General features: G+C 63.9%; 19 protein-coding genes. 14 read left to right on the forward strand and 5 right to left on the reverse strand.

The window, feature by feature from the left end:
* Window positions 1–427: 427 nt before the first annotated feature.
* Window positions 428–2,608 carry an excinuclease ABC subunit UvrB gene (gene uvrB / locus B586_RS09730; RefSeq protein WP_054880061.1) on the forward strand — a complete coding sequence of 727 codons (2,181 nt, stop codon included), beginning with the start codon at window positions 428–430 and terminating at the stop codon, window positions 2,606–2,608.
* Window positions 2,605–4,020, forward strand: coding sequence for an MFS transporter (locus B586_RS09735; protein ID WP_054880060.1), 1,416 nt, complete (start codon window positions 2,605–2,607; stop codon window positions 4,018–4,020). The genes uvrB and B586_RS09735 overlap by 4 nt, the downstream gene beginning before the upstream one ends.
* Here the strand turns inward: B586_RS09735 and B586_RS09740 are convergent.
* Complete coding sequence (locus tag B586_RS09740) at window positions 4,009–5,580, reverse strand: mannosyltransferase (RefSeq protein ID WP_054880059.1); 1,572 nt, start codon at window positions 5,578–5,580, stop codon at window positions 4,009–4,011. The genes B586_RS09735 and B586_RS09740 overlap by 12 nt on opposite strands.
* Window positions 5,581–5,859: 279 nt before the next feature.
* Between B586_RS09740 and B586_RS09745 the strand changes: the two genes are divergently transcribed.
* Window positions 5,860–6,303, forward strand: a complete 444-nt coding sequence (locus B586_RS09745) for a universal stress protein (protein ID WP_047313950.1) — start codon at window positions 5,860–5,862, stop codon at window positions 6,301–6,303.
* A gap of 24 nt (window positions 6,304–6,327) precedes the next feature.
* Here B586_RS09745 and B586_RS09750 read toward each other — a convergent pair whose 3' ends face one another.
* On the reverse strand, window positions 6,328–7,035 hold the full coding sequence (locus B586_RS09750) for an MBL fold metallo-hydrolase (protein ID WP_047313951.1): 708 nt from the start codon (window positions 7,033–7,035) through the stop codon (window positions 6,328–6,330).
* A gap of 121 nt (window positions 7,036–7,156) precedes the next feature.
* Between B586_RS09750 and uvrA the strand changes: the two genes are divergently transcribed.
* Window positions 7,157–10,066, forward strand: coding sequence for an excinuclease ABC subunit UvrA (gene uvrA, locus B586_RS09755; protein WP_047313952.1), 2,910 nt, complete (start codon window positions 7,157–7,159; stop codon window positions 10,064–10,066).
* A gap of 96 nt (window positions 10,067–10,162) precedes the next feature.
* On the opposite strand, the gene B586_RS09760 is transcribed toward uvrA, so the two are convergent.
* Window positions 10,163–10,453: a hypothetical protein gene (locus B586_RS09760; protein ID WP_054880987.1), complete on the reverse strand. Its 291-nt coding sequence runs from the start codon at window positions 10,451–10,453 to the stop codon at window positions 10,163–10,165.
* A gap of 738 nt (window positions 10,454–11,191) precedes the next feature.
* On the opposite strand from B586_RS09760, the gene B586_RS09765 reads away from it, so the two are divergent.
* Window positions 11,192–11,533, forward strand: a complete 342-nt coding sequence (locus B586_RS09765; RefSeq protein WP_054880058.1) for a PE family protein — start codon at window positions 11,192–11,194, stop codon at window positions 11,531–11,533.
* 88 nt (window positions 11,534–11,621) lie between these two features.
* Entirely contained in the window at window positions 11,622–12,239 is a 618-nt protein-coding gene (locus B586_RS09770; protein ID WP_054880057.1) for a PPE family protein, read from the forward strand.
* 100 nt (window positions 12,240–12,339) lie between these two features.
* On the opposite strand, the gene lysX is transcribed toward B586_RS09770, so the two are convergent.
* Window positions 12,340–15,681 (reverse strand): bifunctional lysylphosphatidylglycerol synthetase/lysine--tRNA ligase LysX, encoded by a 3,342-nt coding sequence (lysX, locus tag B586_RS09775; protein WP_082607574.1) that lies wholly within the window; start codon window positions 15,679–15,681, stop codon window positions 12,340–12,342.
* Window positions 15,682–16,167: 486 nt separating this feature from the next.
* Between lysX and infC the strand changes: the two genes are divergently transcribed.
* The 4 genes from infC to B586_RS09795 are packed head-to-tail and all read left to right on the forward strand — an operon-like array spanning window position 16,168 to window position 18,278.
* A complete protein-coding gene (gene infC, locus B586_RS09780; protein ID WP_082129468.1) occupies window positions 16,168–16,776 on the forward strand; it encodes a translation initiation factor IF-3 in 609 nt (202 codons plus the stop codon).
* 58 nt (window positions 16,777–16,834) lie between these two features.
* Window positions 16,835–17,029, forward strand: coding sequence for a 50S ribosomal protein L35 (rpmI, locus tag B586_RS09785; RefSeq protein WP_047313956.1), 195 nt, complete (start codon window positions 16,835–16,837; stop codon window positions 17,027–17,029).
* Window positions 17,030–17,082: 53 nt separating this feature from the next.
* Window positions 17,083–17,472: a 50S ribosomal protein L20 gene (rplT, locus tag B586_RS09790; protein ID WP_047313957.1), complete on the forward strand. Its 390-nt coding sequence runs from the start codon at window positions 17,083–17,085 to the stop codon at window positions 17,470–17,472.
* 26 nt (window positions 17,473–17,498) lie between these two features.
* Complete coding sequence (locus tag B586_RS09795; protein WP_047313958.1) at window positions 17,499–18,278, forward strand: TrmH family RNA methyltransferase; 780 nt, start codon at window positions 17,499–17,501, stop codon at window positions 18,276–18,278.
* Between the two features lie 5 nt (window positions 18,279–18,283).
* Here B586_RS09795 and B586_RS09800 read toward each other — a convergent pair whose 3' ends face one another.
* Window positions 18,284–19,339: an oxygenase MpaB family protein gene (locus tag B586_RS09800; protein ID WP_054880056.1), complete on the reverse strand. Its 1,056-nt coding sequence runs from the start codon at window positions 19,337–19,339 to the stop codon at window positions 18,284–18,286.
* A gap of 167 nt (window positions 19,340–19,506) precedes the next feature.
* On the opposite strand from B586_RS09800, the gene B586_RS09805 reads away from it, so the two are divergent.
* The 4 genes from B586_RS09805 (at window position 19,507) to pheT (ending at window position 25,058) form a co-directional block, all read left to right on the forward strand.
* The gene (locus B586_RS09805) at window positions 19,507–20,481 is read left to right on the forward strand and encodes an adenylate/guanylate cyclase domain-containing protein (protein WP_047314028.1); all 975 of its coding nucleotides are present in this window, start codon (window positions 19,507–19,509) and stop codon (window positions 20,479–20,481) included.
* 9 nt (window positions 20,482–20,490) lie between these two features.
* Window positions 20,491–21,294, forward strand: coding sequence for a rhomboid-like protein (locus B586_RS09810; RefSeq protein WP_054880986.1), 804 nt, complete (start codon window positions 20,491–20,493; stop codon window positions 21,292–21,294).
* A gap of 192 nt (window positions 21,295–21,486) precedes the next feature.
* Window positions 21,487–22,539: a phenylalanine--tRNA ligase subunit alpha gene (gene pheS, locus B586_RS09815; RefSeq protein WP_054880055.1), complete on the forward strand. Its 1,053-nt coding sequence runs from the start codon at window positions 21,487–21,489 to the stop codon at window positions 22,537–22,539.
* On the forward strand, window positions 22,539–25,058 hold the full coding sequence (gene pheT / locus B586_RS09820) for a phenylalanine--tRNA ligase subunit beta (protein WP_047313961.1): 2,520 nt from the start codon (window positions 22,539–22,541) through the stop codon (window positions 25,056–25,058). Before pheS ends, pheT begins: the two co-directional genes overlap by 1 nt.
* Window positions 25,059–25,171 lie beyond the last annotated feature (113 nt).

The following is a 25,171-nucleotide window of genomic DNA, read 5'->3' on the forward strand; positions in this document are numbered from 1 at the left end:
TCTCATGCTTGGGTGGATGGATGATGTCACCTTCTCGTGATTCTTCTCGAGGTTCACGGCCCCTAGAGAACCCTACCGACCCTTAGCGGCCAAGCCCCCAGGGTTCGGGTCAACAGCACCGATGGCGGCAAAACCGACATTTTGCGCTTTGTGGGCGGATATTGGCAGGGCAGTCCGGTACAGCAGCGGGTGGCCTGTGTTCAGCCGAACGCTCAGGTCAGAGCCACTCAGCAGGAAGCAATGAGTGCGGCGCGTAGGGAGCGGTGGTGCGAGTACCCGTGGCTGTCCTCGGCGAGTTGGGCCAAAGCCCCGACTGAGCTATCTCGGCGCGAGCGTGCGTAGTTTGTCCGGCGACACGCCGCTGAGAACGTCTTGCTGCGCACACTCGCGGGAAGAGCCTGTCGGTGTCTGGTTCTACGCTGGGGGCATGGCCTTCGCCACTGAGCATCCGGTAGTAGCGCATTCGGAATACCGCCCAGCCGCAGCGGACGTGGAAGGGTTGGTGCGCGTCGGTGGCCGCTTCGAGGTGGTCAGCCCGCACGCGCCGGCTGGTGACCAGCCGGCCGCCATCGATGCGCTGCAGCGGCGGATTCTGGCGGGGGAGCGTGACGTGGTGCTACTGGGCGCCACCGGTACCGGGAAGTCGGCGACCACCGCCTGGCTCATCGAACGGTTGCAGCGGCCCACCCTGGTGATGGCGCCGAATAAGACGCTGGCCGCCCAGCTGGCGAACGAACTGCGAGAGATGTTGCCGCACAACGCGGTCGAGTACTTCGTCTCGTACTACGACTACTACCAGCCGGAGGCATACATCGCGCAGACCGACACTTATATCGAAAAGGACAGCTCCATCAACGACGACGTGGAGCGGCTGCGGCACTCCGCCACGTCGTCGCTGCTGTCGCGGCGCGACGTGGTGGTGGTGGCCTCGGTGTCGTGTATTTATGGCCTGGGCACACCACAGTCCTACCTGGACCGCTCCGTCGAGCTGGAGGTCGGCACCGAGGTGCCGCGCGACGGCCTGTTGCGGCTGTTGGTTGATGTGCAGTACACCCGTAACGACCTGTCCTTCACCCGCGGCTCCTTCCGGGTGCGTGGCGACACCGTGGAGATCATCCCGTCCTACGAGGAGCTGGCGGTTCGCATCGAGTTCTTCGGTGACGAGATCGAGGCGCTGTACTACCTGCACCCACTCACCGGCGAGGTAATCCGTCAGGTCGACTCGCTGCGGATTTTCCCGGCCACCCACTATGTGGCCGGTCCCGAGCGGATGGCTCAGGCGATCTCCACCATCGAGGAAGAACTCGCCGAGCGGCTCGCCGAATTCGAACGCCAAGGCAAGTTGCTAGAGGCGCAGCGGCTGCGGATGCGCACCAACTACGACATCGAAATGATGCGGCAAGTTGGGTTTTGCTCGGGTATCGAGAACTACTCCCGCCACATCGATGCGCGGCCCGCCGGCTCAGCCCCTGCAACGTTGCTCGACTACTTCCCGGAGGACTTCTTGCTCGTCATCGACGAGTCGCATGTCACCGTCCCGCAGATCGGTGGCATGTACGAGGGCGACATGTCGCGGAAACGCAACCTCGTCGAGTACGGGTTCCGCTTGCCGTCGGCGTGCGACAACCGCCCGCTGACCTGGGAGGAATTCGCCGACCGGATCGGGCAGACGGTCTACCTGTCGGCGACTCCGGGACCATATGAGCTCAGCCAGTCCGGCGGCGAGTTCGTCGAGCAGGTAATTCGGCCGACCGGTCTGGTCGACCCGAAAGTGGTGGTCAAGCCGACCAAGGGGCAGATCGACGACCTGATTGGTGAAATCCGCAAACGCGCCGACGCCGACCAACGCGTGTTGGTGACGACCCTGACCAAGAAGATGGCCGAAGACCTCACCGACTACCTGCTGGAGATGGGCATCCGGGTGCGCTACCTGCACTCCGAGGTCGACACGTTGCGGCGGGTGGAACTGCTGCGGCAGCTGCGGCTTGGCGACTACGACGTGCTGGTCGGCATTAACCTGCTGCGCGAGGGCCTCGACCTGCCCGAGGTGTCGCTGGTGGCGATCCTGGACGCCGATAAGGAAGGCTTCCTGCGGTCGTCGCGCAGCTTGATCCAGACCATCGGCCGGGCGGCCCGCAACGTGTCCGGCGAAGTGCATATGTACGCCGACAGAATGACCGACTCGATGACCGAAGCCATCGATGAGACCGAACGGCGGCGGGCAAAGCAGATCGCTTACAACGAGGCCAACGGCATCGACCCACAGCCGCTGCGCAAGAAGATCGCCGACATCCTCGACCAGGTCTATCGCGAGGCCGCGGATACTGATACCAGCGAGTCCGTCCCGATCGGCGGATCGGGACGCAACGTGTCCCGCGGCCGGCGCGCCCAGGGCGAACCCGGCCGCTCGGTCAGTGCCGGCGTGTTCCAGGGCCGCGACACCGCCGGTATGCCGCGTGCCGAACTGGCCGACCTGATCAAAGATCTCACCGCCCAAATGATGGCCGCCGCCCGCGACTTGCAATTCGAGCTGGCCGCGCGCTTCCGTGATGAGATCGCAGACCTCAAAAAGGAACTGCGTGGGATGGACGCGGCCGGCCTCAAGTGACGGATACGGAAAGCGATACTGGCAGTTGGCAGGAGCTGCTGGGCAAGTATCTCGGGACGTCCATCTTGCTGGCCGGTGGTGTCGGGCTGTACGCCACCAACGAGTTCCTGACTGTCAGTCTGCTCCCCAGCGCGATCGCTGAAATCGGCGGCAGCCGGCTGTATGCCTGGGTCACCACCCTGTACCTAGTCGGGTCGGTCGTCGCGGCGACCGCGGTCAGCCCGATGCTGCTGCGGGTCGGGGCGCGCACATCGTTCCTGATGGGACTGGCGGTATTCGGTGCCGCCAGCCTGGTGTGCGCGGGCGCGCCGACCATGGAGATTCTGGTAGCTGGACGCACCCTGCAAGGTGTGGCCGGCGGACTGCTGGCCGGCTTGGGCTACGCGCTGATCAACTCTGCCTTGCCCCAGACGCTGTGGACTCGCGGTTCAGCACTGGTATCGGCGATGTGGGGTGTCGCGACTTTGGTCGGTCCCGCAACGGGTGGCGTTTTCGCGCAGCTCGGGTTGTGGCGATGGGCATTTGGCGCCGTGGCGATGGTGACCGCCCTGATGGCCGTATTGGTACCGGTGGTACTGCCCGCAAATCAGGCTTCACGGAGCGGCGCAACCCCGTCGACCCCTGCGCACAAGGTGCCAGTGTGGTCAGTGCTGCTGATGGGTGCAGCCGCGCTGGCGGTCAGCGTCGCCGAGCTCCCGCGTTACTTGATGGCGACCGCCGGCCTGCTCGCCGCCGGTGCGTTGCTAGTCGGGATATTCGTGGTCGTCGATTGGCGGATGCACGCAGCGGTGTTGCCGTCCAGCGTATTTGGCTCTGGACCGTTGAAATGGATCTACCTGACCATGGCGGTGTCGATGGTCGCGGTCATGGTCACGACGTATGTGCCGCTGTTTGGTCAGCGACTGGGGCATCTGAGTCCGGTAGCCGCCGGGTTTCTGGGTGCGGCATTGGCGTTCGGCTGGACGACCGGTGAGATCGTCAGCGCGTCGCTGAGCAATCCTCGCGTGATCGGGCACGTGGTCGCGGCCGCGCCGCTGGTGATGGCGTCGGGTCTGGCGTTGGGCGCAATCACCCAGCGCGCTAACGCGCCGATCGGGATTGTCGCGCTATGGGCGCTGGCGTTGTTGATCACCGGGGCAGGTATCGGGACTGCCTGGCCCCATCTGGCCGCACGCGCGATGGCCTGTGTCGACGACCCGGCTGAGAGCAGTGTGGCTGCCGCGGCGATCAACACCGTGCAGCTGATTTCGGCGGCTTTCGGCGCAGGGTTGGCCGGCGTGGTGGTCAACACGGCCAAGGGCGGCGAAGTGGCGGCGGCTCGTTGGCTCTACACGGTCTTTACCGTGCTGGCCGCGGTCGGTTTTATTGCCTCTTACCGGGCGACCCATCGCGACCGCCGTTCACCGCGTTGACTTGATGACCTGCGAATAGTGGAATTGCCACCGCTCGACAATGTGGAACCCCAGGTAGCTGGGGAATTGATACGCCGGCGCACGGCGCAAGATGAGTCCTGGTGACAGTAATTGCCCCGTTTGATGGTCGGGCAGTGACTTGTCTCGGTCGGAGATTGTCCACACCGCGGAGCATTTGTTGATCTTGGCCGTCACCAGCCAGACAGCGACATGGCCGTCCCACAGGGCACCGACTTGAGGTCCGTAGAAGCCACGCTCGACGTCGATCAGCGATCGGAAGGCCGCCGGCCGAGCGGCCAGCAGTGCACGGATCGGTCCGGGCCGCCACGGCACAGTGTTGTCCACGATCAGACAGTCCCCTGGCGCAGCATGGGAACTGATCACATCGGCTACCTGACTGTAATCCCAGCCTTCTTTGGCGTATCGCTCGCGTTGGGTGAGGAGGTAGTTCGGAAAGGCGGCAACAGCGAACAGCACGAGGACACCGGCAATGGGCCACGGCTTGCGGGCGACCGTGACGATGCAGACCGCTATGACGATAGCTGCCGCCGGTGCCGTGAGGATCAGGTAGCGCGGGTAGTAGACCGGTTCAATGACCGCCGAATAGCTGACCAGGAGGGCGGTGGGAATGACGATCCACGCAGCGCAGATGATCACCAGGCTGCGAAGGTCGCCCGCCGAGGCCCGCAGGCCGGCTAGTCGAGCCGCGATCGCGGCGACGATGATAACGGCCGTGATAATCGCGAACGCAACGCTGTGGTCGAAATACTGCCGTTGCGTGATGTCGAAGGCGTAATGCCAGCTGACCCGGAAGATCCAGCCGACCTGCCATACCTGGCCATGAGCGAACAAGATGAACGGCGTCATGATCCCGAGTGCGACGACCGAGGTAACCGCCCACCAGATCAGCGGAGAATTGCGAAGTTTGTTGGGTGCCAGCCATGGCAGGACCGCGGCGTAAACCAGCACCAGCATGACCAGGTTGAGACTCAGCAAAATCGACAGCATCAATGCCAGCGCATAGCACAGCCATAGCCGTGGCCTGTTGCGTCGTACCGCGGCCACCAGCAACACGGTCAGCCAGATGGCCGCGGCCACCGACAAGGCAGACGAGCGTGCTTCGATACCGGCCCAGGTGACGCGCGGCAGAATGGCGAAGACGATGCCCGCGCATACCGCAGTGATCCGCGTAGCAAACTGCCTGGTGAACACCGTGACGCCGGCAGCAGCGGCCCCAATTGCCAGACAGCTTGGAACCCGCGACCAGAATTCGGTCGGGGGAAATATCGCGAACCAGCCGTGCATCAGCAGGTAGTACAAGCCGTGCACAGCATCGATGTGGCTCAGCAGCTTCCATAGCTCTGGCACAGTGCGGCTCGCTGAAGCCGATATCGTCGCAGCCTCATCGAACCAGAGCGAAGGCCTACTAGCCCAGGCCCCGCTGATAACGGTGGCCAGCACCGCAATCGCGCATGGGTCGAGCAGCGCGCCGCGCGCACGTTGACGCGCCGAATTGTCACCGACGTCCGTTGCGCGCTGCTCAAGTGCCGATACAGACATGATGCTTGTCACCCTAAAGTGCCGCGATGAGCCTGGTCACCAGCGGTCCCGCCGGCCGGGCGTAGCCAGCACGGCGTCGGCCCGGATTGTCCGCACTCGGTGCCTGTGAGTCATGAAAAGCTCTGCACAGCAAGGCTTTTTATGTTGGGCATGAGCAGTGGAGCGTCGTGCCATCGCGGGACCGGTCGCGCCACGTTGCTGCTGAGTCGGTAATCTCACCCATCGGCATCGAGCAACGCGATACTGTCTTGGGCTGAGCAACCGACACTGGGAGGGTAAATGGGCGCCTATCAGACCGTGGTGGTGGGGACCGACGGCTCGGATTCGTCGTTGCGCGCGGTGGACCGGGCTGGCAAGATTGCCGGGTCGGACGCCAAGCTGATCATCGCGTCGGCCTACCTGCCCCAGCATGACGACGCTCGGGCCGCCGACATCCTGAAGGACGAAAGCTACAAAGTGACGGGCACCGCCCCGATCTATGAGATCCTGCACGACGCGAAGGAGCGGGCGCACGCCGCCGGTGCGAAGAACGTCGAGGAGCGACCGGTCGTCGGCGCTCCGGTCGACGCGCTGGTCAACCTCGCCGAGGAAGCAAAGGCCGATCTGCTGGTGGTTGGCAATGTCGGTCTGAGCACGATTGCGGGCCGGCTGCTGGGATCGGTGCCGGCCAACGTCTCGCGTCGGGCCAAGATCGACGTCTTGATCGTGCACACCACGCTGTAAGGCACTGAACCGCCCGCCACGGCACTACCAGCCGCGTTGGCGCCAGGCCGCGAGGTGCGGGCGTTCCGCGCCGAGTACCGTGTCGTCGCCGTGGCCGGGGTAGATGACCGTAGCGTCCGGGTACACGTCGAACACTCGGGTGGTGACGTCGTCGAGCAGTTGGGTGAAGTCACCGGGCTGCCACGTCTTGCCAACGCCCCCGGGGAACAGACAGTCGCCAGTGAACAACTGCGTGACCCCGCCAGTTTCGGGGCCGGGGGCGGCTCCACCGAGCGCCAGCGCGATCGATCCAGGAGTGTGCCCGCGCAGGTGGATAACGTCGAACGTCAGCTCCCCGATCTGCACGCAGTCACCGTGGGCCAGCAAACGGTCCGGTTTGACCGGCAGCGGTTCGGCGTCCATCTCATGCGCGGCGGTCGGCGCCCCGGTGGCCGCAGCCACCGCTTCCAGTGCCTGCCAGTGATCGAAGTGCTGATGGCTGGTCACAATCAGCGACAGCGTCGGGGCGTAGCGCCGGATCAGATCGATCAGCACCTCGGCGTCGTTGGCGGCGTCAATCAGAAGTGTTTCTCCAGTGGCCGAACACGTCACCAGGTAGGCGTTGTTGTCCATCGGGCCCACCGACGCCTTCAGGATCGTGGCGCCGGGTAGGGTCCGGCGGGCCGCGGTACCCGGGTCGACGTGCCCGGTGTAGTTGGCCGGGAAATCAGCTGGCTCGATCGAGGCTGTCATAGCGGCCAGGTTACTGCTCCTGGGACTAGGTCCGCTGTTTGTCGGTGTGGGCACCTAGCATGGAATGCGCCGTGCGCAGTAACCGCCGTTAGGTGAGCAAGAGTTTAGTGAGAGGGGCAGCGTGGCTGACCGCCTGATCGTCAAGGGTGCCCGTGAGCACAACCTGCGAGGCGTCGATCTTGACCTGCCGCGCGATTCATTGATCGTCTTCACGGGGCTGTCCGGATCGGGCAAGTCGTCACTGGCCTTCGACACCATCTTCGCCGAGGGCCAGCGCCGCTACGTGGAGTCACTGTCGGCCTACGCGCGCCAATTTCTGGGGCAGATGGACAAGCCGGACGTCGACTTCATTGAGGGTCTTTCCCCGGCGGTGTCCATCGACCAGAAGTCGACGAACCGCAACCCAAGATCGACCGTCGGAACGATCACCGAGGTGTACGACTACCTGCGGCTGCTGTATGCGCGGGCGGGCACACCGCACTGCCCGATCTGTGGCGAGCGGATCGCCCGTCAGACCCCGCAGCAAATTGTCGATCAGGTGCTGGTGCTGCCGGAGGGCACCCGATTTTTGGTGCTCGCTCCGGTGGTGCGTACCCGCAAGGGCGAGTTCGCGGACCTGTTCGACAAGCTCAACGCGCAGGGCTACAGCCGGGTGCGGGTCGACGGTGTGGTGCACCCGCTGGCCGATCCGCCGAAGCTGAAAAAGCAGGAGAAGCACGATATCGAAGTGGTGGTGGACCGACTTACCGTCAAGGCCGCCGCCAAGCAGCGGCTCACCGACTCGGTGGAAACCGCGCTGAACCTGGCGGACGGCATCGTGGTGCTGGAGTTTCCCGACGATCACGACGAACACGGTCACCCGCGCGAACAACGTTTCTCCGAGAAGCTGGCCTGCCCCAACGGGCACCCCCTGGCTGTTGACGACCTGGAACCGCGCTCGTTCTCGTTCAACTCGCCGTACGGCGCCTGTCCTGAATGTGTGGGCTTGGGAATCCGCAAAGAGGTCGACCCGGATCTGGTGGTGCCTGATCCGGATCGCACCCTGGCCGAGGGCGCGGTGGCGCCGTGGTCGGCGGGGCACACCGCGGAGTACTTCACTCGGATGATGGCCGGGCTTGGCGAGGAGCTGGGATTCGACGTCGATACGCCCTGGCGCCAACTTCCGGCCAAGGCCCGCAAGGCAATTCTCGAGGGCTCCGATCATCAGGTCCATGTGCGGTATCGCAACCGGTACGGCCGAACCCGTTCGTACTACGCCGATTTCGAGGGTGTGCTGGCGTTCCTACAGCGCAAGATGGAGCAGACTGAATCCGAGCAGATGAAGGAACGCTACGAAGGCTTCATGCGTGACGTGCCCTGCCCGGTGTGTGAGGGGACCCGGCTCAAGCCAGAGATTCTGGCGGTGACGCTGGCCGCAGGGGAGCGTGGCGCAAAGTCCATCGCCGAGGTCTGCGAGCTATCCATCTCGGATTGCTCGGATTTTCTTAACGCGCTCACCCTTGGTGCGCGCGAGCAGGCGATCGCGGGCCAGGTGCTCAAGGAAATCCAGTCGCGGCTCGGCTTCTTGCTCGACGTCGGGCTGGAGTACCTCTCGCTGTCCCGGGCAGCCGCGACGCTGTCCGGCGGTGAGGCCCAACGCATTCGGCTGGCCACCCAGATCGGCTCGGGTCTGGTGGGCGTGCTCTACGTCCTCGACGAACCATCCATCGGGCTGCACCAGCGCGACAACCGCCGACTCATCGAAACCCTCACGCGGTTAAGGGCGTTGGGCAACACGCTGATCGTCGTCGAGCATGACGAGGACACTATCGCGCACGCCGACTGGATCGTCGACATCGGCCCGGGCGCCGGCGAGCACGGCGGCCAGATCGTGCACAGCGGGACCTATCGGGAGCTGCTGCGCAACCAGAACTCGATCACCGGCGCCTATCTGTCGGGCCGGGAAAGCATTGCCACGCCCACCCGGCGGCGTCCCGTCGACCGGAAGCGTCAGCTCACCGTCGTCGGGGCTCGCGAGCACAACCTGCGCGGTATTGACGTGTCGTTTCCACTTGGTGTGTTGACCTCGGTGACCGGTGTGTCGGGCTCCGGCAAGTCGACTTTGGTCAACGACATCCTGGCGGCGGTCTTGGCCAATCGCCTCAACAGCGCTCGGCAAGTCCCTGGTCGCCATACCCGGGTGACCGGGCTGGACCATCTGGACAAGCTGGTGCGGGTGGACCAGTCGCCGATCGGCCGCACGCCGCGATCCAACCCGGCCACCTACACCGGGGTGTTCGACAAGATCCGGACCTTGTTCGCCGCCACCACCGAGGCGAAAGTCCGTGGTTACCAACCCGGCCGATTCTCGTTCAACGTCAAGGGTGGTCGCTGCGAGGCGTGCACCGGTGACGGCACCATCAAGATCGAGATGAACTTCTTGCCGGACGTGTATGTGCCGTGTGAGGTGTGCCAGGGCGCCCGATACAACCGGGAAACCCTCGAGGTGCACTACAAAGGCAAGACCATCTCCGAAGTGCTGGACATGTCGATCGAGGAAGCGGCGGAGTTCTTCGAGCCGATCAGCGGTATTCACCGCTACCTGCGCACGCTGGTCGATGTCGGCCTAGGTTATGTCCGACTGGGCCAGCCCGCGCCGACGTTGTCGGGTGGTGAGGCGCAGCGGGTCAAGTTGGCGTCCGAGTTGCAGAAGCGCTCGACCGGGCGCACCATCTACATTCTCGACGAGCCCACCACCGGGCTGCATTTCGACGACATCCGCAAGCTGCTCAACGTCATCAACGGCCTTGTCGACAAAGGCAATACGGTCATCGTGATCGAACACAACCTGGACGTGATCAAGACGTCGGACTGGATCGTCGATATGGGTCCCGAGGGTGGTGCCGAAGGTGGAACCGTTGTCGCTGAGGGCACTCCAGAAGATGTCGCCGCGGTTCCGGAAAGCTACACCGGGAAGTTTCTCGCCGAGGTCGTCGGCGCCGGGCGCGCGCCCGCACGCGCACCGAGGCGCCGGCGAAAAGTTAGCGCTTGACTTGCCCGCGACACCTAACCTACGCATACGACGCGCCGAAAAGCCTGTGCGTGGTTTATCTCTCGCGGACCCTGAAACTCCGCACGGCTCAGCGCGTTAACTCTCGTCGGAACGCATCGCCTCGCGGATTTGCGCTAAACGTTCGGCGGCTCTGCGTTGGCGTTCTTCGTACTGCTCTTCGACGGTTCGGCCGTGGGACGTCTCGGCGTCGAGTTCGGCGGCACCTAGCGCCGTCGCATACCTGGATTCGGTCTTCTTGCGGACGGATTCGAAGGTCGGTGCGCCCGCGCTGTCATACCCAGGGTCACGCTGGGCAAACGGTTTCGCTGACTCCCGCGTCGACGCCTTGGCTACACCGGGCGTTACAGCGTTGGCGGTTGTTGCAATGTCAGCGCCACCGCATCTCGGGGCCGATGCGTGATCCACAATTCCTCACCCAGCATTGCTCAAGTCGACCAGGCGCGTTGATGTCTTGGCTTGCCGAACACGAATGGATTCAACGCCAATCACAGCCCGATCAACGCGGCATGGCTCCATCGTCGCGTCCACACCGGCACGAGTATTAGCCGGGCGATCGACTTCACGGGGATCCGCTAAGCATTAGCGCCTCGCTAGCGCCAAACGGCGGAGCAGCGCGTTTCGATGGAAAAGCAACGGGTTTGAATCGAGCCGAGACTTGACGTTGATACTATAGGGGGGTATGGTGTATGTCGTGAACAACATCGGACCATGCCGCTGCAAATCCACCACCTGTACGTGCAGTGACTCTGGGTGCGGCAAGTACCAACCGACGAACAGGGGGAAACGTTAGGGAAAAGCGTCCCCCGGGCCTAGGCTCACGAGACCCCGCTTGCGGCGACGCTGCGTACATCGACCGTGATTGTCGCCCCCTCGTCGGGGCAATCATCGCGATAGGCGGGTAAACCCCTTGTTACGCAACATGTTCGATGGATATGTACGCGTCGACCGCGTATTGTACCTATTAATCTCGACCGCCATGGCTTTGCTGGCCTGGCATATCGGGCTAAACCTGCCCACAGACGGGCCGATGATGATCCGAACCGACCGGTTTTGTTGATCATCCCCATACGTTGCTGGGTTTCTTTGTTATGAAGTGGAGTTGGCATGTCTTATACGACCGCCGTACCGGCGAGGTTGACCGTAAACCCCGACCAGTTGAATGACGCGGCTGTGGCGTTGACGGCGATTATTATCGATATGCGGAATTTCTGTGCTGCGGCATTTCCGGAGATAAATGGTGTTAAGCCCCCGGGTATGGACCTCATGTCGGCGAACGCGGCGTGGGTCCTCGGCATGTACGCGAGCAGGTTCGACGAGAAATTCTTTAAGGCCACGAAGATGCTTGAGCGATGGGTGGTCGAGTTGAAACGTGCCGCCGCTGCGTATTCGAGCACCGAGGCCGACAACACCAAAGCCCTTCAACAAACCGACGCTACCAGTATCTAACCGTTGCACCGCTAGCTGAAGGCGATACCAGTACTGCAAAGTCGACCAAGTGTGACAGCAGTCGTTACCAACCGAAAGAAACAACGAAATGCCTTACCAAGGACCAGCACAATTTAACCAGGACAGTCGCGAATATGGCATTAATTCCGGTAACTGGGACATTTGGTACGGCACCCAGCCGCCGGAGGTGAACTCTACCAACATATATAACGGCTTTGGCGAAAAGTCCCTAGAAAACGCCGCCTGGCACTGGAAGAAGTTGTCTGAGGATGTATTTCGCACAGCTTCGTCGTTGGGGGAATGGCGCACGCGGCTACAAGGTATTTGGCCAGGTGCAGCGGCGGGAGAGGTAAGCGAGGCGGTCTGGTGGTTTATGCGGTGGCTCGATGAGCTTTCCGAGCAGCTCAAGGAGGATTCCGTTCAGATCTTTAATATCGCGAAGGCCTTTACCGAGGCGCGTAATATGTCGGTGCGCCCGGAGCGGGTCGAGTCGAACCGCGAACTGCGGGCGGAGCTGGCGGCGGACAACGCATTCGGACTACACGATGACAAGATCGCGTTTCTCGATCTCGAATATGACCGGTTCTGGGGCAACGACGCCACCGCGATGCACATCTATACGCGTCGCGTAGAGGAGGCGTTGCAGGCGCTTCCTCGCTGGAAAGAGATGTTCGCACAGGATGAACAGCTGGCGTTGGACTCCTGATCTGCGCGAAGCGCAGCGCGCCTTGACAGCGGGTCGCCGACGAATAGTTGACCATTACATACTACTTAAAAGTGTTGAGTGGCAATGGTTTGCAAGCTAGTTAATGCGGCTTGGCCAGGGGGAACGGCAGTGTTTCGCGGATGCTGCGCCCGGTGATCAGCATTACGAGCCGGTCGATGCCCATTCCCAGGCCGCCGGTGGGTGGCATCGCGTATTCCATGGCTTGCAGGAAGTCCTCGTCGAGCTCCATCGCTTCGGGGTCTCCGCCGACGGCCAACAGCGACTGCTCGTGCAGGCGGCGCCGCTGCTCCACCGGGTCGGTGAGCTCGCTGTAGGCGGTACCTAATTCCACGCCCCAGGCCACCAAGTCCCAGCGCTCGGCGACGCCCGGTTTGCTGCGATGTGGCCGGGTTAGCGGCGACACCGAAGTAGGAAAGTCGATATAGAACGTCGGTTGCTCGGTCCGGTCCTCAACCAGGTGTTCATAGAGCTCCAGTAGCACCGCGCCGGCATCCCAGTGTGCCCGATAAGGGATGTGTGCGGCGTCGGACAGCTTACGGAGCGCGGCCAGGTCAGTGGTGGTGTCGACGCATTCTCCGAGCGCTTCGGATACCGCTTCGTACACGGTCTTCACCGGCCAGACTCCGGAGATGTCGATCGGCTCGAGGCGGTTAGCGGTTCCGCTCGCCTCGTGGGTCCGCGGCCGCATCACGGTCTGTGTACCGTTCGCGGCTTCGGCGGCATTCTGGATCAATTCACGGCAGCCGTCGATCCACACCAGGTAGTCCGCGTGCGCCTGGTAGGCCTCCAGCAAGGTGAACTCCGGATTGTGACTGAAGTCCACACCTTCGTTGCGGAAGGCCCGGCCCAGCTCGAAGACCCGCTCCACGCCCCCGACGCACAGCCTCTTGAGATAGAGCTCTGGGGCGATGCGCAGGAACAGATTCATGTCATAGGTGTTGATGTGAGTGACGAACGGCCGGGCGGCGGCACCGCCGTGAATCTGCTGCAGGATTGGGGTTTCGACTTCGACAAATCCCTTGGCAAACAGCGTCTCCCTGACCGAGCGCAACACGCTGCTGCGAGCCATGATCAGGTCGCGGGAGTCGGTATTGACCGCCAGATCGACATAGCGGGTCCGTACCCGGGCTTCCGGGTCGGTCAACCCCTTCCATTTGTTCGGTAGCGGCCGCAGGCATTTACCGATCATCCGCCAGTTGCGGACTATCAGCGAGCGGGTCCCGTTTTTGCTGAAGCCCATGTGCCCGGTCATTTCGACGAGATCGCCCAGATCAATGGCTGCGGTGAAATCCGCGGTGCAGCAGCGCTCGAGGTGTGAATTATCCAGCAGCACTTGCATTTCGCCCGACCAATCACGCACGTGGGCAAACAGCACGCCACCATAATCACGTATCCGCAATATGCGTCCGGACACCGAGACGGTGTCTTGGTCGTTCGCGTCCAGGGCCTGGGCAATCGTGTGACTCGGTGGGTGTCCCACCGGATAGGCGTCAATACCGTTGCGCTGTAACGTCTTAAGTTTGGCTAGGCGCACTCGGACCTGTTCGGGGAGGCGGGAATTCGCCACTTCCACATCGGCGTCCGCGGGTTGCAGTCCGCTGACGTCTGGGGTCGACCCATCGTGATGTAGCAGCCCGGATTCCGCTAGCCGCGCTGGCACAGCCGGATGATGGCCGGTGTGCACCCGGTCGCGTCGGCTGAACGGCAACACGAGGAAGCCCTCGGCGATCACCGAGGCAACCCCCACCCGCGGAATTAACCGGGCATCCTCGTAGCAGGCGTAGCGGGGCACCCAGTCGGGGAGGTATTTCATGTTCGAGCGGTACAGCGTCTCCAACTGCCACCACCGTGAGAAGAACAGCAGCAGCCCCCGCCACAACCGCGCAATTGGGCCGGCGCCGAGTTGAGCACCTTGTTCGAACGCGGCGCGAAACATCGCAAAGTTCAACGAAATACGGGTGATGCCAAGGGTCTCACCGTTGAGGGCTAGCTCGCTGACCATGAGTTCGATGGTGCCGTTGGGCGATTGCGGAGAACGGCGCATCACGTCCAACGAGACGCCGGTGGTTCCCCACGGGACCAGCGACAGCATCGCAACGACATGGCCGTCTCGGTCCACTGCTTCGACCAGCAGGCAGTCCGAGTCAGCCGGATCGCCGAGCCGGCCCAGCGCCATCGAAAAGCCACGTTCGGATTCGGTGTCGCGCCAGGCGTCAGCGCGCGCGATGGTGTCTGCCATCTCGTCGGCGGAGATGTCGCGGTGCCGTCTGATGCGTACGGTCAGTCCGGCCCGCCGCGCCCGTGTCACCGCCTGGCGCACCCCGCGCATGTCGGGACCGGAAAGCTTGTAATCGGCGGTCCGCAAGATCGCTTCATCGCCGAGCTCTAGAGCATTGAGGCCGGCCTCACGAAATACCTGGGCGCCGCGCGAACTGGCGCCCATCACACCGGGCGCCCAGCCGTACGTCTCGCAAAGCCCTAACCACGCGTGGACGGCCTGCGGCCACGCCCTGGGGTCGCCCACCGGGTCACCGCTGGCCAGGCAGACCCCGATCTCGACTCGATAGGTGATGGCCGCGCGGCCGCTATGCGCAAAGACCACCGACTTATCGCGCCGGGTGGCGAAGTAACCCAGCGAGTCGTTCTTGCCATATAACTCGAGTAGCCCGCGGATCGCGGACTCATCCTCGCCGGTCAGGGCGTTATCCGCACGCTGGGACTGGAACAGCACGATGGCGGCCGCGATCAACGCGAGGGCGCCGAACAAGCCGAAGATTGCGTTGAGCAAGACGTGCGGCTTGCCGGTGAACAGGTCGGGGTCGGCAAGCGCGAATCCGACCACCCGGTTGGCTACATACGGCAGGCGGTCCTGCCGTGCTAGCGATCCGGGGAACAGCTCGACCAGTCCCAAAGACAACAGGATCCCGATCACGCCTCCCGCAACCAGCACCGCGGCCGCTTTGAACAGCGCGCCTCGGCGGACTTTGGCCCAGAATTCCCGATAGCTCAAAACCAGCAGCACGATCGCGACGACGTGCACTGCGAACCCGAAGTTTTCGCCGAACGTCTCGGCTGGGGTGTTGTTGCCCGCGGCCATATCCGCCGCGTTCATCACGGCGGCGAGCACCATATTGCCGAGCAACAACAGCCAGGCGATGCGTTTGCGCGCGGTGAGCGCGGCGGCTAACAGCGCCAGCACGAACGACCAGGCGATGCTGGTGTCCGGAAAGTTAAAGAGGTAGTCGTTGATGAATTCGCGCGGGACCCTGATGAGCCACCTGAGCAGCGGTGACACACTTGCTATCAGTGACAGCGTGGCGATCACGCCGACGGTCCAGCCGGCCGCCGCCGGTACCCAGCGATACAGGGAGTGCGACCGGCTGCCCGTGCGAGGCCCGGAACGAGGTGTAGCGACTGTCACAGACCGCGAGGATATTCCTTCAAACCGTGAAATGCCTGGCGAAGCGCCAACAGTGGTCAAGAGTGATGATCACCTACCGGACCGGCGCAACTCGCGCGTCAGAGGCCGGTTGACCTGACCCTCGCCTCGACGTGCCGGGCGACGCCTCGTGGCTGCTAAACTGACCTCTGCGACCATTCCGGCGAAGGTCGGGAACAGTAAGTGGAGTCCCACTCCCACCGCTAGCCACGAGGTTATTTTCAAGGTTGAGCGGTCCGGTCACAGGCATCTCGTAGTGCCTGTTCCGCGCGTGACGCGGGCGGCTTGAATTGTTTCAAGCCGTGATCGGTCGGCATTGGGCCCTGCTTGTGCAGGGCTTTTTTGCTGATGGTGTGGTGCTGCTGCTGATTCCGATCGAGCCAGGCACTGGCCGCGGCCGGAAGACAACCTGGAGGATGGCTAAGTAGATGACTATTACGCCCACCATGGCCCAACAAGGGAGGCCCCATCAGCACTGAGACCCGCGTCAACGAGCGCATCCGCGTCCCTGAAGTCCGGTTGATCGGTCCAGGGGGAGAGCAGGTAGGCATCGTGCGGATCGAAGACGCACTTCGCGTCGCTGCGGACGCCGATCTCGACCTTGTCGAAGTTGCCCCGAATGCCAGGCCACCGGTCTGCAAGATCATGGACTACGGCAAGTACAAATACGAGGCGGCGCAGAAGGCGCGCGAATCCCGTCGCAACCAGCAACAGACCGTCGTCAAAGAACAAAAGCTGCGACCAAAGATCGACGATCATGACTACGAGACCAAAAAGGGCCACGTGGTCCGCTTCCTAGAGGCGGGATCCAAGGTCAAAGTCACCATCATGTTTCGCGGACGTGAGCAGTCGCGGCCCGAGCTGGGCTACCGATTGCTGCAGCGGCTGGGCGCGGACGTCGCCGATTACGGATTCGTCGAAACGTCGGCCAAACAGGATGGGCGCAACATGACGATGGTGCTGGCACCGCACCGCGGCGCGAAGACTCGCGCCAGAGCGCGGCATCCGGAAGCACCGGAGGCTGGGCCAGCACAGGATGTCGATGCAACCGGCGATACCGCCGGTTCACCGAACTAGCTCGCTAGCCAGCACAGCAAGAACAGCTGAACAGTAGAAACAGCAGAACTGAGGAAACATGCCCAAGGCCAAGACCCACAGTGGGGCGTCGAAGCGGTTCCGGCGCACCGGTACCGGGAAGATCGTCCGCCAGAAAGCCAACCGTCGGCATCTGCTCGAGCACAAGCCGAGCACTCGCACCCGGCGGCTGGACGGCCGCACGACGGTTTCAGCCAACGACACCAAACGGGTCAATTCGCTGCTGAACGGCTGACCAGGTGCGTCGGCCCATGACCAGGTACGTACGAACGAGAGTAGGAAATATCCATGGCACGCGTAAAGCGGGCAGTCAACGCCCACAAAAAGCGGCGCACCGTCCTGAAGGCTTCGAAAGGCTATCGCGGCCAGCGATCCCGGCTCTATCGCAAGGCCAAAGAGCAGCAGCTGCATTCGTTGGGCTACGCCTACCGCGACCGCCGCGCGCGTAAGGGCGAGTTCCGCAAATTGTGGATTTCGCGGATCAACGCGGCTGCGCGCGCCAATGACATCACGTACAACCGGATGATCCAGGGCTTGAAGGCTGCGGGTGTCGACGTGGATCGCAAGAACCTCGCCGATATTGCGATCAGCGATCCGGCGGCGTTCACCGCGCTGGTTGAGGTCGCCCGCGCCGCCCTGCCCGACGATGTCAACGCCCCCTCGGGAGAAGCTGCGTAGCCCGCGATCAGCGCCTGCTGTCTCCGGTGCTCACCGAGCGTTCGGCCCGGGTGGCCGCGGCGGTCAAGTTGCATCGCCAAGTCGCGCGGCGGCGCGCCAGACGGTTTCTCGTTGAAGGCCCTAATCTCGTCGAGGCCGCCGCGGTACGCGGGCTGGTTCGGGACGTATTCGTCACGGAAGTCGCCGCCCAACGGCACGCCGCGGTGCTGGCCACGCTGGAGTGTCCGGTCCACCCAGTGAGCGAGCGTGCCGCAAAAGCGCTTTCCGACACGGTCACTCCGACGGGGTTGATCGCGGTGTGCGAAATGCCGACGACCCGGCTAGCGACGGTGCTGGCTGGCTCACCCCGGCTGGTGGTGGCCGCTGTCGAGATCGGCGAGCCGGGCAATGCGGGCACCGTAATTCGCATTGCCGATGCCATGGGTGCCGCGGCTGTGATCTTCGGCGGGCACACCGTGGACCCGTACAACGGCAAATGTCTGCGCTCTTCTGCCGGCAGTATCTTCTCGATAACGGTTGTCGTGGCGCCTGATGCCTACGCCGCCGTGACCGAGTTGCGCGCCGCCGGGCTGCAAGTGCTGGCCACCACGGTCGACGGTGAGACGTCCCTCGACGAAGCCGAGCCGCTGCTTGGCAAGCCGACCGCCTGGCTTTTCGGGCCCGAATCACACGGTTTGTCAACCGAAATCGCGGAAGCGGCGGACTATCGGGTACGTATTCCGATGGTCGGCGGTGCGGAGAGCCTGAACGTTGCCGCGGCCGCAGCGATCTGCCTGTATCAGAGTTCGCGCGCGCTACGCGGTTAGCCGTCTTAGGCCGCTTTTCTGAGGCTCCGCACCGGCCGTAGGCCGGCCAGCGACAGGGTGGTATGCACCAGCGATCCGGCACGCTCCAGCAAGCTCCGAGCCGGGTGGCTGAAGGGGCGGCGGTAGCGGCGGGACTCCGGAGGAAAGTAGTGCATCGGCAGCCCGCGGCGGTCGCGTGGTGGCCCCATGAAGCCCGGCGCTTCGACCAACGGAGCGTCGCTAGGCAGTCGCCCTTGCGCCCGGCGGTAGGCGGCCAGCGCGCGCGGGTGCAGCCGGATTTCGTCGGGAACCGCCAAGAATGCCACCTCGACCAACTTGCCGAATAGCCGCAGCAGCACCTCGTCGCCTGGCGTCCAGTGCATTCCCGCTTTCTCGCGAACGGCCGGGTCAAATAGTCCGGCCGCGATCCAGCGCTGACCCGCCACCAACGGCTTGAACAGCTGATCCCAGATCGGTGTTGGCATGAGCACGAACTTTGGTTTGGGAATCCGCATCGCGAAGATGTCCAGGGTGGCCTGGTTAATCTTCAGCTCCTCGCGGCAGACCCGGTCCCAGTACTGCTGAAACTCCTCCCACGATTCGGGCACCGGCCGCATGCTCATCCCATACATCCGGTACCACCGCACGTGCTCGTCGAACAGCTGCCGCTTTTCGGCCTCGGTCAAGCCGCCACAAAAATATTCGGCCACCTTGACGACCATCATGAAAAACGTCGCGTGCGCCCAGTAAAACGTCTCCGGATTCAGCGCGTGATAACGACGCCCGGCGGCGTCCACGCCCTTGATCGTGTTGTGGTAGCTCTTGACCTGCTGGCCGGTCTGGGCCGCTCGATCGCCGTCGTAGACCACGCCCATGATCGGATACACCGACCGGGCCACCCGCTGCAACGGCTCGCGCAGCAGGATCGAATGCTCTTCGACCCCAGCACCGAGCTCCGGATACATGTTCTGGATCGCGCCGATCCACACACCCATCATTCCGGTGCGCAAATCACCGAAATACTTCCAGGTGAGTGAGTCAGGCCCGAGCGGCTCGGCGGATGTCTTCGACGTAGCAGTCATCACGGCCTCCTAGGAAAACTACGCAATGATTGCGCTCACAATAAATTTTGACAACACACGTTGTCTACATTGACGGCACCTGTCGATACGGGGAGTTATCGATTGTTCACATTGGTGTCGCAACGGCGTGATCAGGTCGTTTGTCGTGCGTTGTGACACAAACGCCATTGCCCCCGTCCGCAAAATCCACCTACCCTGGCCACGTGGAAGGCGCGCCTCGCGATGGGACCCCGGCCGCGCCTCGGGAACCGGACGAGGATACGGTCACCGCGCTGGCGCCGGCCTCCGTACGACGTTCTCCGGGGGCGATGCACGGTGCGGCGCAGTGGCTGCACACCACAAATCGCAGCCCCAGGCTGGTGGCGATGGTCCGGCGAGCGCGACGACTGTTACCCGGCGATCCTGACTTCGGCGACCCGCTGTCTACCGCGGGCGAGGGCGGCCCGCGTGCCGCGGCACGCGCTGCCGACCGGCTGCTGGGGGATCGCGGTGCGGCGTCGCGTGAGGTGAGTCTGAGTGTGCTGCAACTGTGGCAGGCGTTGACCGAGGCCGTTTCCCGACGGCCGGCAAATCAGGAGGTGACGCTGGTATTCACCGACCTGGTCGGCTTCTCCGAGTGGTCGTTGCAAGCTGGTGACGAGGCGACCCTGGCGCTGCTGCGACGGGTAGCGCGCGCTGTTGAGCCGCCGCTGCTCGACGCCGGCGGGCATATCGTCAAGCGGATGGGCGACGGGATCATGGCGGTGTTCCGCGATCCGACAGTCGCCGTACAGGCCGTACTGGCCGCCACGGAAGCCATGAAATCGGTCGAGGTTGACGGCTACACACCGCGAATCCGGGTCGGAATACACACTGGCCGGCCGCAGCGGCTGGCCGCGGACTGGCTCGGTGTCGACGTCAATATCGCCGCGCGGGTGATGGAGCGTGCGACAAAAGGTGGCATCATGGTGTCCGGCCCCACCCTGGACCTGATACCACAAAGCGAGCTGGACGAACTGGGTGTTATTGCCAGGCGCGTCCGTCGACCCATGTTCGCCAGCAAACTCACCGGTATTCCCCAGGACATGGCGATTTATCGCCTCAAGACTCGTAGGGAGTTGACAGCGTCAGATGAGACAGCCGAAGCAAATTCGCTGCCATAATGGATGTCGATGATTTACGGCATCGTGTCCCGGCTCGCTCTGGTTCGGTTCACCGTTGGGTATGTGACAATTCTGGCCGCAGTCAGCTTCGTAATCTTGACCCTTGGTCCGCACGCGCAGGAATTGGTCATTGCGCGCTCCAGCACCAACGTGCACAACCTGTCCCACGGACACCTAGGGACGCTGTTGGACAGCGCGTTTGTCGTCGATGCCGGTCCGCTGTATTTCTGGATGCCCTTTCTGACGTGTCTGCTGGCGCTCGCAGAACTGCATTTGCGCACCATCCGGCTGATGGTGGCGTTTCTGGTCGGCCATGTCGGCGCGACGCTAGTGGTGGTCGCTGTTCTTGCGGCGGCGGTCGAGTTCGGTTGGCTGCCGGTGTCGATCACCCGGGCCAGTGACGTCGGGATGAGCTATGGCGCCCTCGCAGCCCTCGGAGCACTGGCGGCGGCGATTCCGCGGCGGTGGCGGGCGGCGTGGATCGGTTGGTGGATAGCTGCGGCGGTCGCCGCTGGGCTCATGTGCGCCGATTTCACCAATGCCGGGCACGCCGTCGCCGTGATACTGGGGGTGCTGGTGGCGGTCCGGTTCCGTCGACCGATCCACTGGACACCGATGCGGTGTCTGATGCTGGCGGCGTCCTCCGGGTTCGGATTCCTGGTGCTGGCTCATCACTGGGGGTCAATGGCTGCTGCGCTAGCATGCGGTGTGCTGGGTGCCGTGCTGGCCCACTGGTCAGTCCGGCTGATCGCAGCGCGTACTCCGTTGCCGGCGGACACGTTGACCAGTCCCCAGCCGGTGGTCACTGTCTGATCTTGCGTTCGGCGCGTGTCGGTCGCGCCACGCGATCGCAAGCGGTCGCGAAGGTCATTGGTCTCATCACTTATGATCGGCACTTGCGTCAGGCCTATGCAGCGGACCGAGGAGAAGCCGCGCAAGTCCAGCCCAACTCAGCGCCGATGTGGGCAGTCCGACCAGCCTCGCCAGCAAGGAGAGTGTCGCCGCGTGGGTGATCAACCCGTCGATCTGTCGATGTTGTCGTCGGAAGCACTGGCCAAGGCCGTCAACGCCGCCCGCCAAGCGATCGTGCTTGCCGACGATCTCGACGAGCTGGCGCGCACCAAGACCGAGCACCTCGGCGACCGCTCGCCGTTGGCGCTTGCGCGACAAGCGCTGGCCAGCGTGCCCAAGGATGACCGGGCCGACGTCGGCAAGCGCGTCAACATCGCCCGCGGCGAGGTCCAGCGCGGCTACGACGAACGACTGGCGACGCTGCGGGCCGAGCGCGACGCCGCTGTGCTGGTCGCCGAAGGTATCGACGTCACCTTGCCGTCCACACGGCAGCCGACCGGCGCACGGCACCCGGTCACGGTCTTAGCCGAGCACATCGCCGATACCTTCATTGCGATGGGATGGGAATTGGCCGACGGGCCCGAGGTCGAGACTGAGCAGTTCAACTTCGACGCCCTCAACTTTCCCGCGGACCACCCGGCGCGCAGTGAACAGGACACCTTCTACATTGCGCCGGACGGTTCACGGCAGTTGCTGCGAACCCATACTTCACCGGTGCAGGTGCGGACTTTGCTTGAGCGCGAGCCGCCCGTCTACATCATCTCGATCGGTCGTACCTTCCGCACCGACGAACTCGATGCCACCCACACGCCCGTCTTCCATCAAGTCGAAGGCCTGGCAGTGGACCGCGGTCTGTCCATGGCGCATCTGCGGGGAACGCTGGACGCCTTCGCGCGCGCCGAGTTCGGGCCGTCGGCGCGCACCCGGATCCGGCCGCACTTCTTCCCGTTCACCGAACCGTCGGCCGAGGTCGATGTGTGGTTTGCGAACAAAAAGGGCGGTGCTGACTGGGTGGAGTGGGGTGGTTGCGGAATGGTGCACCCAAACGTGTTGCGGGCCGCGGGAATTGACCCAGATATCTACTCCGGTTTCGCATTCGGGATGGGCCTGGAACGCACCCTGCAGTTCCGCAACGGCATTCCTGACATGCGCGACATGGTCGAAGGGGACGTCCGGTTCTCGTTACCGTTCGGGGTGGGTGCCTGATGCGCGTTCCGTATAGCTGGCTGCGCGAAGTGGTTACGGCCGGTGCCCCGGGCTGGGATGTCGCCGCGGGCGATCTCGAGCAGACGCTGGTACGCATCGGCCACGAGATCGAAGAGGTGATCACCCTCGGCCCGGTCGATGGCCCGCTGACCGTGGGGCGGGTCACCGATATCGAGGAGCTCGCCGGGTTCAAAAAGCCGATCCGGGCCTGTGTGGTCGACGTCGGAGACGGGCAGCCGCGCGAGATTGTCTGTGGTGCAACAAATTTCACCGTTAACGATCTGGTGGTGGTAGCACTTCCCGGCGCCACCCTGCCCGGCGGGTTCGCCATCACGGCGCGCAAGACCTACGGTCGTAACTCTGCTGGAATGATCTGCTCGGCGGCCGAGCTCCGTTTGAGCACAGACCATTCGGGGATCCTAGTGTTGCCGCCGGGAACCGCCGTGCCAGGTGCCGACGGCGTCGACGTGCTCGGATTGGACGATGTGGTCTTTCATTTGGCGATCACCCCCGACCGCGGGTACTGCATGTCGGTGCGGGGCTTGGCCCGTGAGATCGCATGCGCCTACGACCTGGACTTCGTCGACCCGGCCAGCGACCAGGTGGTGCCTCCGTTGCCGGTTGAGGGGCAGGCGTGGCCGTTGACGGTGCAGCCCGAAACGGGAGTTCGGCGGTTCGCCCTGCGTCCGGTCACCGGGATCGACCCTGCCGCCGTGTCGCCGTGGTGGCTGCAGCGCCGGCTGCTGCTATCCGGTATCCGCGCGACCTCACCGGCAGTGGATGTCACCAACTATGTGATGCTGGAACTCGGCCACCCGCTGCACGCCCACGACCGCAACCGCATTACCGGGGGCTTCACCGTGCGATTTGCTCGGCCTGGCGAGACCGTCGTCACCCTTGATGACATCGAGCGTCGGCTCGATCCCGCCGATGTCCTCATCGTCGATGACGTCGCGACCACGGCAATCGGTGGCGTGATGGGTGCCGCAAGTACCGAGGTGCGCTCCGATTCCACCGACGTGCTACTCGAGGCCGCGGTGTGGGACCCCGCCGGGATATCGCGCACCCAGCGGCGGCTGCACCTGCCTAGCGAGGCCGCCCGCCGTTATGAACGGGCAGTGGATCCGGCCATCTCGGTGGCCGCCCTAGACCGGTGTGCGACGCTGCTCGCCGATATCGCCGGGGGAACAGTTTCGAAGACCCTGACCGATTGGCGGGGCGACCCGCCAGTGGGCAACTCGGTCGCCGATTGGGCTGGGCCGCCGGTCCGGATCGCCGTCGACCTGCCGGACCGGATCGCCGGGGTGGCCTATCCCCAAGGCGCAACCGCCAGGCGGCTGACCCAGATCGGCGCTGTGATTGCCGACGCGGTGTCCCCGGAAGGACACACGCTGACTGTTACTCCGCCGAGTTGGCGCCCCGATCTACTGCAACCCGCCGATCTTGTCGAGGAGGTGCTGCGGCTCGAAGGGCTAGAGGTCATCGGATCGGTGCTGCCGCCCGCACCCGCGGGCCGGGGACTCACCGCGGTGCAGAAGCGTCACCGTGCGATCGGCAAGGTGCTGGCGCAGTCCGGCTACGTCGAGATCTTGCCGACACCGTTTTTGCCCGCCGACGTGTTCGACCTTTGGGGATTGCCGGCCGATGACCCGCGACGGACGACGACACGGGTGCTCAACCCGCTGGAGTCCGACCGTCCGCAGCTTGCCACCACACTGCTGCCGGCGCTACTGGAAGCGTTGGGACGCAACGTATCTCGAGGTCTTGTCGATGTCGCGTTGTTCGCCGTCGCGCAGGTGGTCGAGCCGACCGAGCGGACTGGTGGCGTAGGATCCATCCCCGTCCACCGTCGACCGACCGATGCCGAAATCGCCATGCTGGACGCGTCCTTGCCCCGGCAGCCGCAGCATGTCGCCGCGGTGTTGGCTGGGCTGCGGGAGCTGCGGGGTCCGTGGGGCCCTGGCCGTCGAGCCGAGGCCGCCGACGCTTTCGAGGCGGTGCGTATCATCGCGCGGGCTAGCGGAGTCGACGTGATGTTCCGGGCGGTCCAGTATCTGCCGTGGCATCCGGGTCGGTGCGCTGAGGTGTTGGTTGGTGAAACGCCCGTCGGCCATGCCGGGCAGCTGCATCCGGCCGTGATTGAACGCGCCGGTCTGCCGAAGGGCACCTGCGCGATCGAGCTGGACCTTACTGCCATTCCTATCGTCGAGGTGTTGCCGGCACCTCGGGTGTCGCCGTTTCCGGCTGTGTTGCAGGATGTCAGCCTGGTGGTGTCCGCGCAGGTTCCCGCTCAGCAGGTGCAGGACGCCGTTTGCGAGGGTGCCGGCGAATTGCTCGAGGACATTCAATTGTTCGATGTCTTCACCGGTCCGCAGATCGGCGAGGACTGCAAGTCGCTGACATTTGCGCTGCGGTTTCGCGCGCCTGATCGCACGCTGACTGAAGACGACGCCAGCGCAGCCCGCGATGCCGCGGTACGACGCGCCGCCGAGCGGGTCGGCGCGGTATTGCGCACCTAAAATCGCGCTCTTTGCGGGTTCGCGTCGCCCGCGCGTTGGCGCGGCGTGCTCGGGCTACACCCCCAGCCTTAATAACCCAGCCTTAATGCTGGTTTTCCTGCGCGAAGCGAGAC

Source organism: Mycobacterium haemophilum DSM 44634 (assembly GCF_000340435.2).
GTDB classification, from domain to species: domain Bacteria; phylum Actinomycetota; class Actinomycetes; order Mycobacteriales; family Mycobacteriaceae; genus Mycobacterium; species Mycobacterium haemophilum.